The organism is Streptomyces sp. NPDC044921 (assembly GCF_056432865.1).
Window position 1 is genome coordinate 72,111 of the sequence record NZ_JBWKIF010000005.1, and the last position, 12,714, is coordinate 84,824.

The following is a 12,714-nucleotide window of genomic DNA, read 5'->3' on the forward strand; positions in this document are numbered from 1 at the left end:
GGGCGGACCCGGCGGGCGGCCGTAGGCTGGCCGCATGTCGACCCATGCCAAGCGTGAACGACTTCTCCTCGCCGACCTGTTGGAGACCGCGGGCCCGGACGCGCCCACTCTGTGCGAGGGCTGGACGACCCGGGACCTGGCCGCGCACGTGGTGGTCCGCGAGCGCCGCCCGGACGCGGCCGGCGGAATACTGATCAAGCAGCTCGCGCCCCGCCTGGACCGGGTGATGGCGGAGTACACGGACAAGCCGTACGAGGAGCTGATCCAGCTGATCCGTACGGGCCCGCCGCGTTTTTCACCCTTCTCGCTCAAGCCGGTCGACGAGGCGTCGAACATCGTCGAGTTCTACGTCCACACCGAGGACGTGCGCCGCGCCCAGCCCGACTGGTCCCCACGCGAGCTCGACCCCGTCTTCCAGGACGCCCTGTGGTCCCGCCTGGAGCGCACGGCCCGCCTGATGGGCCGCGGCCTGCCGACGGGCCTGGTCCTGCGCCGCCCCGACGGCCAGACGGCGGTCGCCCACCGCGGCACCCCGGTCGTGACGGTGACGGGCGAGCCGTCCGAACTGGTCCTGTTCTCCTACGGCCGCCAGAACGCGGCCAAGGTCGACCTGGACGGCGACGAGAACGCGATCGCGAAGCTGCACGAGTCGAAGCAGCTCGGGATCTGAGCCGACGCTCACCGCGCCGGGACCCGCTCAGCGCGGGAGTTCGGCGCGGCGGAGCGGGGCCGAACAGAGGGTGACGAGCGCTCCCAGGCCGCTGATCCCCGCGCACACCGCGAAGACCGGGCCCGTCGACCACCGCTCGACCGCCGCGCCGACCAGCGGGAAGGTGAGCGGGGCGATGCCGAACCCGGCCAGCGCGGAGACGGAGGTGACCCGGCCGAGGTAACCCCGGTCGGCGCTCACCTGGAGCACGGCCCCGCGCAGGGCGCCGCCGAGTCCGGCCGCCAGGCCGATGACCAGGGTCACGCCGGTAGCCGCGGGGACGGACGGCGTGTGGGGGAGCCCGGCGATCGCCAAACAGCCGACGAGTTCCCCCGCGGCGATGGCGAGCCCGGCCCGGGGCACCCGGCCGCGCAGCACGAGCACCAGCGAGGCGGTCCCGGCCCCGACGCCGAACCCGGCGAGCAGCCAGCCCAGACCGGCCGCCCCCCACCCCTGCTCTCGGGCCATCAGGATCAGCCCCAGGTTCATCGGCCCGACGAAACCCAGATCGCCCAGGGCCGTGGAGATCACCAGCGGGCGCAGGACGGGGTGGCGGCTGATGTGGCGCAGACCGTCCCGCAGGCCCGCCGCAGTCGCACCGGGCCGGCGCGCGGCGCCTGCCGGGGCTCCGGTGACCCGCACGGCCCACAGCACCGGCACCGACCCGCCGGTCAGCAGCGCCGCCAGTCCGAACGCCCCGGCCGTACCGCCGAGTGCGATGCCGAGGCCGCCGAGCGGACCGCCCAGGACCATGGCGAGGCGGGTGGCAAGGCCCCGCATCCCCTGCACACGCGCCAGTTGGTCCCGGCCGGTGATCTGTGCGGGCAGTGCGCTCGCGGCCGGCAGGAAGACGGCGTCGGCTGTTCCGAACAGCAGCGCGACCGCCCCCAGCGCCCAGAGCCCCGGGCTCGTCACACACAGCATCCCGGCCGCCATGACGACGAGCAGGCAGCGCAGGACACTGCTGCCGAGAACCACCGGGCGCGCCCCGAATCGGTCCGTGATCACTCCCCCGCCCGGCATGAGCAGGGCCCGGGGCACGGCACTGGCCGCCGTGACCACCCCGGCCTCGGCCGGTGTTCCGGCCTGCACGGCCGCCCAGGACAGGGCGACGTAGTAGACGCTGTCGCCGACCGCCGAGGAGGTGTAGGCACCCAGCCAGCGGAGCACGTTCGGGTCGCGGTGCGCGGCGGTCTCAGGTCCGGAACGGGAAGGCATACGTGTGCAGCGCGACGTTCTCGCGGCCCTCGGTGTCCCCGGCCTCGTCGGCCGCGCGTCCCCGTTCCTGATACTTCCGGGCCAGCGCCCGCAACTCTCCGGTCAGTTCGGCGAGTTCCGCGGCCGTGAGCCGCAGGACCGACTCCGCGGACTCGGCGGCCGCGGTCCAGTCGGGGGTCCAGTGAGCGCGCTCGTCGAGGTACCGCCGGTACATGCCGGTCTGCTGGTCGAGGAAGAGGCGGCTGGCCGCCGTGTGGGCGGCGGCCTTCTCGGGAGCGTCCCGGAAGTCCTCGTCGTGGATGCTGAGGCCGTCCGAGGCCGGCTGCCACCACCGCTCCCGCCCGTCGGCGCTCTGCGGCTCGGCCTCCTCGATCAGGCCGTGCTCGGCGAGCCTGCGCAGGTGGTAGCTGACCAGTGACACGGCCTCGTCGACCTGTTCGGCCAGTTGGGAGGCGGTGGCGACCCGGGCGAGCGTCAGGCCGCGCATGAGCTCGATGCGGAGCGGATGGGTCAGCGCCTTGAGCGTGCCCAGGTCGGTGATGCGGCGGTCTCTCTCCTTGCCTGCCATGCCGACGACCGTAGGCAGGGAGGAACTATTGCACAACTTATTTTGCGCAACTTCTCTTTCGCATCTGTTGTGGAAAGACCCCGGCCGCCTGGCGCGACCGGGGTCCTGCGGCCGGGTGAGGACGTCACCGCACCGGGTGGCCCGCCTCCCGCAAGGTCTGCTTGACCTGGCCGATGCGCAGGTCGCCGAAGTGGAACACCGACGCGGCCAGGACCGCGTCCGCGCCCGCCTCGACGGCCGGCGGGAAGTCCGCCAGCCGGCCCGCGCCGCCGGAGGCGATGACCGGGACGGTGACGTGCTTGCGGACGGCCCGGATCATCTCCAGGTCGTAGCCGTCCTTGGTGCCGTCGGCGTCCATGGAGTTGAGCAGGATCTCGCCCGCGCCCAGCTCGGCGGCCCGGTGGGCCCACTCGACGGCGTCGATGCCGGTGCCGCGGCGGCCGCCGTGGGTGGTCACCTCGAAGGAGCCGGACTCGGTGCGCCGCGCGTCGACCGACAGGACCAGGACCTGGCGGCCGAACCGCTCGGCGATCTCGCGGATCAGGTCGGGGCGGGCGATGGCGGCGGTGTTCACACCGACCTTGTCCGCGCCCGCCCGCAGCAGCCTGTCGACGTCCTCGGCGGCGCGCACGCCGCCGCCGACGGTGAGCGGGATGAACACCTGCTCGGCCGTGCGGCGCACCACGTCGTAGGTCGTCTCGCGGTTGCCCGACGAGGCGGTGATGTCCAGGAACGTCAGCTCGTCGGCGCCCTCGGCGTCGTACACCTTGGCCATCTCGACGGGGTCACCCGCGTCGCGCAGGTTCTGGAAGTTGACGCCCTTGACGACCCGGCCGTTGTCCACGTCCAGGCAGGGGATGACTCGGACCGCCAGGGTCATGAATCGTGCTCCTCCGGTGTTCTTCTGAGGGTGTCCCTCAGTGTCGCTGCGAGGGTGTCCCTCGGAATGCTTCCACTTCCACCGACACCAGGACCCGGGAGTCGATGAACCCCTGCACGACCAGCAGGGTCGTGACGGGGCGTACGGCGTCGAACATCTCCTTGTGGGCCCGTCCCACCGCGTCCACGTCCCGGGCGTGGGCCAGGTGCACCCGGGTGCGGATCACGGACTCGACGCCGAGCCCGAACTCGCCGATCGCCTCCAGGGCGGTGGCGAAGGCCACCTTGGCCTGCTCGTACGGGTCGCCCTCGCCGTAGAGCACGTCGCCCTTGAAGGCGGTCGTGCCCGCGACGAGCACGCGGTCGCCCGCCGCCACGGCGCGTGCAAAACCGAAGGACTCTTCCCAGGGACTTCCGCTCTGCACTCGCCGTACGGCTTCGGACGTCATGACGACACAGCCTCCAAGGCCTCTTCCAGGGTGAACGCCTTCGCGTACAGCGCCTTCCCTACGATCGCGCCCTCGACACCGAGCGGGACCAGCTCGGCGATCGCGCGCAGGTCGTCGAGCGAGGAGACGCCGCCGGAGGCCACGACCGGGCGGTCGGTCGCGGCGCAGACGTTCTTCAGCAGCTCCAGGTTGGGGCCCTGGAGCGTGCCGTCCTTGGCGATGTCGGTGACGACGTAGCGGGCGCAGCCCTCCTGGTTGAGCCGCTCCAGCGTCTCGTACAGGTCGCCGCCGTCGCGGGTCCAGCCGCGGCCGCGCAGGGTGGTGCCCCGCACGTCCAGGCCGACGGCGATCTTGTCGCCGTGCTCGGCGATGACCTTGGCGACCCACTCGGGGGTCTCCAGGGCGGCCGTGCCCAGGTTCACGCGGGTGCAGCCGGTGGCGAGCGCGGCGGCGAGGGTGTCGTCGTCGCGGATGCCGCCGGACAGCTCGACCTTGATGTCCATCGCCTTGGCGACCTCGGCGATCAGCTCGCGGTTGTCACCGGTGCCGAAGGCGGCGTCCAGGTCGACCAGGTGCAGCCACTCGGCGCCGGAGCGCTGCCAGGCCAGGGCGGCCTCCAGCGGGGAGCCGTAGGAGGTCTCCGTGCCGGACTCGCCGTGCACCAGACGCACGGCCTGGCCGTCGCGGACGTCGACGGCGGGGAGGAGTTCGAGCTTGCTCACAGGGTTCCGATCCAGTTGGTGAGGAGCTGGGCTCCGGCGTCGCCGGACTTCTCGGGGTGGAACTGCGTGGCCCACAGGGCGCCGTTCTCGACGGCCGCGACGAACGGCTTGCCGTGTGTGGACCAGGTGACCTTCGGGGCCTCGATGGCCGGGTTGTGCGTCTCCAGCGACCAGTCGTGGACGGCGTAGGAGTGCACGAAGTAGAAGCGCGCGTCGGGGTCCAGGCCGGCGAAGAGCCGCGAGCCGGGCGCCGCGTCCACGGTGTTCCAGCCCATGTGGGGCACGACCTCGGCCTGCAACGGCTCGACCGAGCCGGGCCACTCGTCGAGGCCCTCGCTCTCCACGCCGTGCTCGATGCCGCGCGCGAAGAGGATCTGCATGCCGACGCAGATGCCCATCACCGGGCGGCCGCCGGACAGCCGGCGGTCCACGATCCAGTCGCCGCGCGCCTCGCGCAGGCCCGTCATGCAGGACGCGAAGGCACCGACGCCCGGCACGAGCAGGCCGTCGGCGTTCAGGGCCTTGTCGTAGTCACGCGTGATCTCCACGTCGGCTCCCGCGCGGGCGAGGGCGCGCTCGGCGGAGCGGACGTTGCCGAAGCCGTAGTCGAAGACGACGACCTTCTTCCGCGGGCTGCTCAATTCCACACCTCCAGCCTGACGACACCGGCCACCAGGCACATGGCGGCGCCGATGGACAGCAGGACGATCAGGCCCTTGGGCATCTTCTGCTTGACGAAGGAGTAGATCCCGCCGACGAGGAACAGGCCGACGACGATCAGCAGGGTCGAGATGCCGTTCACAGGGCGCCCTTCGTCGAGGGGAGGATGCCGGCCGCGCGCGGGTCCCGCTCGGAGGCGTAGCGCAGGGCCCGGGCGAGGGCCTTGAACTGGCACTCCACGATGTGGTGCGCGTTGCGCCCGTAGGGCACGTGCACGTGCAGCGCGATCTGCGCCTGGGCCACGAAGGACTCCAGGATGTGCCGGGTCATGGTCGTGTCGTACTCGCCGATCATCGGCGCCATGTTCTCGGGCTCGGTGTGCACGAGGTACGGACGGCCCGACAGGTCGACGGTGACCTGGGCGAGGGACTCGTCCAGCGGCACCGTGCAGTTGCCGAAGCGGTAGATGCCGACCTTGTCGCCGAGGGCCTGCTTGAAGGCGGCGCCGAGGGCGAGGGCGGTGTCCTCGATGGTGTGGTGCGAGTCGATGTGCAGGTCGCCCTCGGTCTTCACGGTGAGGTCGAACAGGCCGTGGCGGCCGAGCTGGTCGAGCATGTGGTCGTAGAAGCCGACGCCCGTCGACACGTCGACCTTCCCGGACCCGTCGAGGTCTATCTCGACGAGCACCGACGTCTCCTTGGTGACTCGCTCCACGCGTCCCACGCGGCTCATGTGCTCTGCTCCTTCTTCAGTTCACGGACCGCGTCGAGGAACGCGTCGTTCTCTTCGGGGGTTCCGGCGGACACCCGCAGCCACCCCGGAATGCCGTTGTCCCGGACCAGGACGCCCCGGTCGAGGATCTTCCGCCAGGCCGCGTGCGCGCCGCCCTCGCCGTCGAACCGCCCGAACTGCACGAAGTTGGCGTCGGACTCGACGACCTCGTAGCCGGTCGCGCGCAGCTCGGCGACCAGGCGGTCGCGCTCGGCCTTGAGCTGCTCGACGTAGCCGAGCAGCGTGTCGGTGTGCTCCAGGGCGGCCAGGGCGGTCGCCTGGGTGACGGCCGACAGGTGGTAGGGCAGCCGCACGAGCTGCACGGCGTCCACGACGGCCGGGTGCGCGGCGAGGTAGCCCAGGCGCAGGCCCGCCGCGCCGAACGCCTTCGACATGGTGCGGGAGATGACGAGGTGCGGGCGCCCGTCGAGCAGCGGCAGCAGCGAGGCGCCGTGGCTGAACTCGACGTACGCCTCGTCCACGACCACCATCGACGGCTTCGCCGCCTGCGCGGCCTCGTACAGCGCCAGGACCGTCTCGCGCGGCACCGCGTTGCCCGTGGGGTTGTTGGGGGTGGTGATGAAGACGACGTCCGGCTTGTGCTCGGCGATCGCCTTCTCGGCGGCGGGCAGGTCGATCGTGAAGTCCTCGCCGCGCGGCCCGGAGATCCAGCCCGTGCCCGTGCCGCGCGCGATGAGCGCGTGCATCGAGTACGACGGCTCGAAGCCGATCGCGGTGCGGCCCGGCCCGCCGAAGGTCTGCAGCAGCTGCTGGATGACCTCGTTGGAGCCGTTCGCCGCCCAGACGTTGGCCACACCGACCTCGTGGCCGGAGGTGTCGGTCAGGTACCCGGCCAGCCGCGTGCGCAGCTCGACCGCGTCCCGGTCGGGGTAGCGGTTGAGGTCGCGGGCCACGTCACGGACCCGCTCCGCGATCCGCTCGACCAGCGGCTCGGGCAGCGGGTAGGGGTTCTCGTTGGTGTTCAGCCGTACGGGGACGTCCAGCTGGGGCGCGCCGTAGGGGGACTTGCCGCGCAGCTCGTCCCGTACGGGGAGGTCGTCGATGCGTACGTCGCTCACTTGCCCTGTGGAACCTTCCAGTCGAACCTCGCCTTGATCGCCGCGCCGTGGGCCGGCAGGTCCTCCGCCTCGGCCAGCGTGACCACGTGGTGCGCGACGTCGGCCAGCGCCTCGCGCGTGTAGTCCACGATGTGGATGCCGCGCAGGAAGGACTGCACGGACAGGCCGGAGGAGTGGCAGGCGCAGCCGCCGGTGGGCAGGACGTGGTTGGACCCGGCCGCGTAGTCGCCCAGGGACACCGGGGCCCAGGGGCCGATGAAGATCGCGCCCGCGTTCCTGACCCGGTCGGCCACCGCGGCGGCGTCGGCGGTCTGGATCTCCAGGTGCTCGGCGCCGTAGGCGTCGACCACCTTCAGGCCCTCCTCGATGCCGTCCACCAGGACGATCGCCGACTGCCTGCCCTGGAGGGCGGGCACGATCCGGTCCTCGACGTGCTTGCTGGCGGCGACCTGCGGCTCCAGCTCCTTCTCCACCGCGTCCGCGAGGTCCACGGAGTCGGTGACCAGGACGGCGGCGGCCAGCGGGTCGTGCTCCGCCTGGCTGATCAGGTCCGAGGCGACGTGCACCGGGTCGGCGGTGTCGTCGGCGAGGACCGCGATCTCGGTGGGGCCGGCCTCGGCGTCGATGCCGATCTTGCCGGTGAAGTAGCGCTTGGCCGCGGCGACCCAGATGTTGCCGGGGCCGGTGACCATGTTCGCGGGCGCGCAGGACTCGGTGCCGTAGGCGAACATCGCGACGGCCGTGGCGCCGCCCGCCGCGTAGACCTCGTCGACGCCGAGCAGGGCGCAGGCGGCCAGGATGGTCGGATGCGGCAGCCCGCCGAAGTCGGCCTGGGCCGGCGAGGCGAGCGCGATGGACTGGACGCCGGCCTCCTGCGCGGGCACCACGTTCATGACCACGGACGACGGGTACACCGACCGGCCGCCGGGCGCGTACAGCCCGACGCGCTCGACTGGAACCCACTTCTCGGTCACGGTGCCGCCGGGTACGACCTGGGTGGTGTGCGGGGAGCGGCGCTGCTCGCGGTGGACGGCCCGGGCCCGGCGGATGGACTCCTCCAGGGCCGCGCGCACGGCCGGGTCGAGCTCCTCCAGCGCGCGGGCGAGGGCGGCGGCCGGGACCCGCACCTGGTCGAGCCTGACCCCGTCGAACCGCTCGGCGGCGTCGATCAGCGCCGCGTCGCCCCGATGATGCACGTCCTCGCAGATCGGACGCACCTTCTCCAGGGCGGCCTGTACGTCGAAGTCGGCTCGGGGCAGCAGGTCACGCAGGGCGGGGCCCTCGACGAGGGCGTCGCCGCGCAGATCGATTCGGGAGATCACGTGCTCAATTCTCTCAGACCCGGGTGAGGCACCGTCCGCGCGTATCAATGGCTGATACGGAACGCCGCAGGAAGACGGAAGATCCCGGTCACACAGTGCTTTCGGCGTGTCACGCAACGGGCATGAACAGTTGTACGAAGAACCCAACCGGCGAGTACCCGGGGAGGAAGGGAAGCACTGTGACCGAGGGGGCCGGCCTGCGCGCCGGAGAGCTGCCCGACGACCTGACCGCGGCCGAGGCCGGGATGTGGCAGGCCTTCCGCAACGGCACCGTCTACGACCTGAGCAGCGGCGACACCGTGGTCGACGACCCGCACGGCGGTCACCCGTGGGGTGAGGAGCGGACCGTGCGGGCCCGGATCGTGTGCTGGCTGCTCCTCGACGGCCCGCCCGCCCTGGCCGGCCGCGTGGCCTCGCTGAAGCTCGCCGGTGTGCACATCCGCGGCTCCCTGGACCTCGCGGGCGGCACGGTGACGCCGTACGTCGAGATGCACCGGTGCCGCTTCGAGCAGGACGTGCTGCTGCCGGAGGCCCGCTTCACGACCGTGCGGCTGGTGGACTGCTCGGTGCCCCGGCTGGAGGCGGCCCGGGTGCAGACCGAGGGCGACCTGCACCTGCCGCGCTGCCGCTTCCGCCGCGGCATCCGGCTGACCGACGCGCAGATCGGCACGGACCTGATGCTCAACCAGGCGGTCGTGCACCGGGACCGCAGCGGCCGCTCGGTCGCCGCGGACGGCCTGACCGTCGGCCAGGACTTACAGGCCGAGCTGCTGGAGTCGCACGGCGAGCTGAGCCTGCGCGCCGCCACCGTGGGTGTGTCGCTGAGCCTGCGCGGCGCGCGGCTGGCCAACCCGTACGCGCGGCTGGCGCTGAACGCCCCGCAGCTGACCGTCGAGCGCAGCCTGTACCTGACCCCGGCGGGGATCGGCGCGCAGGCGATGAGCGGGATGACCCCGGCCCGGGGCACGCGGATCCAGCGGTTCGCCTGCCAGGGCGGGATCCGGCTGGACGACGGGCGGTTCGGCGACGCCGTCGACTTCGAGCAGGCCAGGTTCACCCTCACCGACGACCAGGAACTGTCGCTGCGCCGGGTGCAGACGCCGGAGCTGCGCTTCCTCGGCGAGCAGCCGGCGCGCGGCCGGGTGGTGCTGTCGGGGGCGAGGATCGTCAACCTGATGGACCGGGCGGACGCCTGGCCCGGTCCCGGGCGGCTGCACATGGGCGGCTTCGCCTACGAGAACCTCGTGCCGCGCGGACCGTTCCCGCTGGACGAGCGGCTGGACTGGGTGGCCGCCGCCACCGCCGAGTACAACCCGGAGCCGTACGAGCGGCTCGCCGCCGTGCTGCGGGCCGGCGGGGAGGACCAGGACGCCCGCGAGGTGCTGCTCACCAAGCAGCGCCGGCACCGCGAGAGCCTGCCGCTCGCCGCCAAGCTCTGGGGGTACGCGCAGGACTGGACGGTGGCCTACGGCTACCGGCCGGGGCGGGCCGCGGTGTGGATGGCGGTGCTGTGGGCGGCGGGCTCGCTCGCCTTCTCCCGGGCCGGCCACCCGCCGATGAAGCGGGGCGAGCACCCGGAGTGGGACCCGGTGCTGTTCACGCTGGACCTGCTGCTGCCGGTGATCGACCTCGGCCAGGTGGGCTTCTGGCAGTTGCGCGGGGCCTGGCAGTGGCTGGCCACGGCGATGATCCTGCTCGGCTGGATCCTGGCGACGACGGTGGCGGCGGGCGCGACCCGGCTGCTGCGGCGCAACTGACGGTGTGGCTGTGACCCCAGTTGTTGAACTGTCACACCTTTACCTTCTCTTGACCAAACGCCGTACAACTTTCCGCGACTTCCCGGAACGATCTGGCGCCGCCGTGACCGGCCGACTTTCAATGGTCGGCACCATGGCCATGCAGCTGCCGTTCATCCGCCCCAGCCGGATGACAAGGACCGCCCCCCACCCCGTCGGCGAGCCGCGACCCGACGACGAGGTGCTGCTCGACGCGCCCGACGCCCGGCTGAGTCCTGCGCTGGTCGCCGCCGCCCGGGGCGATCACGGGCCCGCCGCCGCACTGCTGCTGGCCACACGCGCGGCCGCCGAGTGGGAGCGGCGCGACCGGTACGTGACCCGGCTGGCCGCCTTCGCCCACGCGCGCCCCGAGTGGCTGGACGCCTGGCTCGCCACGGCCCCGCAGGACCCCGACGCGCTGCTGGTCGGGGCCCAGCTGGCGGTGGACCGGGCCTGGCGCTCACCGGCCCGGGCGGAGCTGCTGCGCGAGGTGAGCCCGCTGATCACGGCCGCGGCCCGGGGCGACCAGCGGGACCCGGTGCCGTGGCGGCTCGCGCTCGACCACGCGCGCGGCGCCCGGGCCGGGCACAAGTACTTCGAGGAGCTGTGGGCGGCGGCCGTCCGCCGCGCCCCGCACCACCACGGCTGCCACGTGGCGGCCCTGCGCTACCTGGCCACCTGCTGGCACGGCTCCCACCGCGAGTGCTTCGACTTCGCCGACCGGGCCGCGCAGGACGCGCCCGCCGACGCGCTGGTCCAGGCGCTCCCGCTGCGGGCGGCCTTCGGCTACCTCACCGACGACTGCGGGCCCGGCGACTGCGGGCCCGGAATCCCGCGCGAGCGGCTGGACGCGGCCGCCGACCGCGCGATCGCGCTGTCCCCGCTGCTGCCGCCGGCCGATCCCTGGCCCGCCCGGATGCGGAACCTGCTCATCTACGTCCTGGTGCGCCTGGAACGCTGGCCGGACGCCGCCGAACAGCTGCGCCTGAACGGCCCGTACGCGACCTCCTTCCCCTGGGACCGGCTGTCGGACGACCCGCTCGGGCACTTCCTGCGGGTCCGCGACGACATCCGGTCCGCGGTGGCCGGGGAACCGCCCCGGCATCCACGGAGTGAACGCGGCGGACGACACCGCACCGGCGACCATTAGGCTTCTGCGTCGTGACCACCGTCCGGCTCCCCCTCTTCCCCCTGAACTCGGTGCTGTTCCCGGGGCTCGTGCTCCCGCTCAACGTCTTCGAGGAGCGGTACCGCGCCATGATGCGCGAACTGCTGAAGACGCCGGAGGACGAGCCGCGCCGGTTCGCCGTCGTGGCGATCCGCGACGGCCACGAGGTGGCCCCGAGCGCGCCCGGCATGCCCGACCCGACGGCCCTGCCCGAGCGGGGGCCCGCGGCCGGTTTCGGCACGGACCCGGCCAAGGCCTTCCACAAGGTCGGCTGCATCGCCGACGCGGCGACCATCCGGGAGCGCACCGACGGCTCCTTCGAGGTGCTGGCGACGGGCACGACGCGGGTGAAGCTGCTGTCGGTCGACGCGTCCGGCCCGTACCTGACGGCCGAGCTGGAGACGCTGACGGAGGAACCGGGCGACGAGGCGGCGCCCCTGGCGGAGGGGGTGCTGCGGTCCTTCCGGCAGTACCAGAAGCGACTGGCCGGGGCGCGGGAACGCTCCCTGACGACCGGCGCCGACCTGCCCGACGAGCCGGGCGTGGTGTCGTACCTGGTGGCGGCGGCGATGATGCTGGACACCCCGACCAAACAGCGGCTGCTCCAGGCCCCCGACACGGCCTCCCGGCTGCGCGACGAGCTGAAACTCCTTCGCTCCGAGACGGCGATCATCCGTAGTCTGCCGTCGTTGCCGGCGTCGGACCTGACGCGCGGCACGACCAGTCTCAACTGAACGTCCCGAGCGAGCGGATCGCATGGCGAAGAAGTCGAAGAAGCAGCAGCAGTCCGGCGGCACCCCCGCCACCGTGGCCCTCACGGCGGCGGGAGCGGAGTACACGGTCCACTCCTACGACCACGACCCCGCGCACCCCTCCTACGGCGAGGAGGCGGCCCAGGCGATGGGCGTCTCCCCCGACCGCGTCTTCAAGACCCTGGTCGCGGACGTCGACGGCGCGCTGACGGTCGCGGTGGTGCCGGTGGCGGGCCAGCTGGACCTGAAGGCCCTGGCGGCGGCGGTCGGCGGCAAACGCGCCACGATGGCCGACCCGACCCTGGCGGAACGCACGACGGGCTACGTCCGGGGCGGCATCTCCCCGCTGGGCCAGCGCAAGAGACTCCCGACGGTCCTGGACGCCTCGGCGTCGGCGCACGCGACGATCTGCGTGTCGGCGGGCCGGCGGGGCCTCGAGGTGGAACTCGCCCCGGAGACCCTGGCGGAACTGACGGAAGCGGTACTGGCTCCCATCGGCCGCGCCTAGGTGTGCTGTCCCGGGACGTTGGTGACACGCGTGCTGGGTGCTTGAACGGGTGAGGGCCTTCTGGGTTCGGTGTGGATTGCGACATCTACGCCCAACCGCAGGAGGCCCTCGTGTCCCACCGTAACGCCCCGCTG

The 12,714-nt window shown here is 72.7% G+C and carries 15 protein-coding genes; 5 read left to right on the forward strand and 10 right to left on the reverse strand.

Going from position 1 to position 12,714, the window contains the following annotated elements; genetic code table 11:
* The first annotated feature begins 34 nt into the window (after nt 1–34).
* A complete protein-coding gene (locus tag AC07DA_RS09680) occupies nt 35–670 on the forward strand; it encodes a TIGR03085 family metal-binding protein (protein ID WP_479126221.1) in 636 nt (211 codons plus the stop codon).
* A gap of 27 nt (nt 671–697) precedes the next feature.
* Here AC07DA_RS09680 and AC07DA_RS09685 read toward each other — a convergent pair whose 3' ends face one another.
* From AC07DA_RS09685 to hisD, 10 genes are all read right to left on the reverse strand, one after another.
* Nucleotides 698–1,927, reverse strand: coding sequence for an MFS transporter (locus tag AC07DA_RS09685; RefSeq protein ID WP_479126223.1), 1,230 nt, complete (start codon nt 1,925–1,927; stop codon nt 698–700).
* Nucleotides 1,905–2,495 carry an ArsR/SmtB family transcription factor gene (locus AC07DA_RS09690; RefSeq protein WP_479126225.1) on the reverse strand — a complete coding sequence of 197 codons (591 nt, stop codon included), beginning with the start codon at nt 2,493–2,495 and terminating at the stop codon, nt 1,905–1,907. Before AC07DA_RS09690 ends, AC07DA_RS09685 begins: the two co-directional genes overlap by 23 nt.
* Nucleotides 2,496–2,619: 124 nt before the next feature.
* Nucleotides 2,620–3,375, reverse strand: a complete 756-nt coding sequence (hisF, locus tag AC07DA_RS09695) for an imidazole glycerol phosphate synthase subunit HisF (protein WP_479126227.1) — start codon at nt 3,373–3,375, stop codon at nt 2,620–2,622.
* A 37-nt stretch (nt 3,376–3,412) separates the two neighbouring features.
* Entirely contained in the window at nt 3,413–3,823 is a 411-nt protein-coding gene (locus AC07DA_RS09700; RefSeq protein WP_479126229.1) for a RidA family protein, read from the reverse strand.
* A complete protein-coding gene (priA, locus tag AC07DA_RS09705; RefSeq protein ID WP_311687719.1) occupies nt 3,820–4,545 on the reverse strand; it encodes a bifunctional 1-(5-phosphoribosyl)-5-((5-phosphoribosylamino)methylideneamino)imidazole-4-carboxamide isomerase/phosphoribosylanthranilate isomerase PriA in 726 nt (241 codons plus the stop codon). The genes AC07DA_RS09700 and priA overlap by 4 nt, the downstream gene beginning before the upstream one ends.
* On the reverse strand, nt 4,542–5,186 hold the full coding sequence (gene hisH, locus AC07DA_RS09710; protein WP_479126232.1) for an imidazole glycerol phosphate synthase subunit HisH: 645 nt from the start codon (nt 5,184–5,186) through the stop codon (nt 4,542–4,544). The genes priA and hisH overlap by 4 nt, the downstream gene beginning before the upstream one ends.
* Nucleotides 5,183–5,347 carry a hypothetical protein gene (locus tag AC07DA_RS09715; RefSeq protein ID WP_189729006.1) on the reverse strand — a complete coding sequence of 55 codons (165 nt, stop codon included), beginning with the start codon at nt 5,345–5,347 and terminating at the stop codon, nt 5,183–5,185. The genes hisH and AC07DA_RS09715 overlap by 4 nt, the downstream gene beginning before the upstream one ends.
* Nucleotides 5,344–5,937: an imidazoleglycerol-phosphate dehydratase HisB gene (hisB, locus tag AC07DA_RS09720; RefSeq protein WP_030932889.1), complete on the reverse strand. Its 594-nt coding sequence runs from the start codon at nt 5,935–5,937 to the stop codon at nt 5,344–5,346. Before hisB ends, AC07DA_RS09715 begins: the two co-directional genes overlap by 4 nt.
* Nucleotides 5,934–7,055 (reverse strand): histidinol-phosphate transaminase, encoded by a 1,122-nt coding sequence (locus tag AC07DA_RS09725; protein ID WP_479126234.1) that lies wholly within the window; start codon nt 7,053–7,055, stop codon nt 5,934–5,936. The genes hisB and AC07DA_RS09725 overlap by 4 nt, the downstream gene beginning before the upstream one ends.
* Nucleotides 7,052–8,377 carry a histidinol dehydrogenase gene (gene hisD / locus AC07DA_RS09730; protein WP_479126235.1) on the reverse strand — a complete coding sequence of 442 codons (1,326 nt, stop codon included), beginning with the start codon at nt 8,375–8,377 and terminating at the stop codon, nt 7,052–7,054. Before hisD ends, AC07DA_RS09725 begins: the two co-directional genes overlap by 4 nt.
* 179 nt (nt 8,378–8,556) lie before the next feature.
* On the opposite strand from hisD, the gene AC07DA_RS09735 reads away from it, so the two are divergent.
* The 4 genes from AC07DA_RS09735 (at nt 8,557) to ybaK (ending at nt 12,580) form a co-directional block, all read left to right on the forward strand.
* Nucleotides 8,557–10,134 carry an oxidoreductase gene (locus tag AC07DA_RS09735; RefSeq protein ID WP_479126237.1) on the forward strand — a complete coding sequence of 526 codons (1,578 nt, stop codon included), beginning with the start codon at nt 8,557–8,559 and terminating at the stop codon, nt 10,132–10,134.
* Between the two features lie 121 nt (nt 10,135–10,255).
* The gene (locus AC07DA_RS09740; RefSeq protein ID WP_479126713.1) at nt 10,256–11,302 is read left to right on the forward strand and encodes a hypothetical protein; all 1,047 of its coding nucleotides are present in this window, start codon (nt 10,256–10,258) and stop codon (nt 11,300–11,302) included.
* A gap of 11 nt (nt 11,303–11,313) precedes the next feature.
* Nucleotides 11,314–12,054, forward strand: a complete 741-nt coding sequence (locus tag AC07DA_RS09745) for an LON peptidase substrate-binding domain-containing protein (protein WP_479126239.1) — start codon at nt 11,314–11,316, stop codon at nt 12,052–12,054.
* 22 nt (nt 12,055–12,076) lie between these two features.
* On the forward strand, nt 12,077–12,580 hold the full coding sequence (gene ybaK, locus AC07DA_RS09750; protein ID WP_479126241.1) for a Cys-tRNA(Pro) deacylase: 504 nt from the start codon (nt 12,077–12,079) through the stop codon (nt 12,578–12,580).
* Nucleotides 12,581–12,714: the final 134 nt, after the last annotated feature.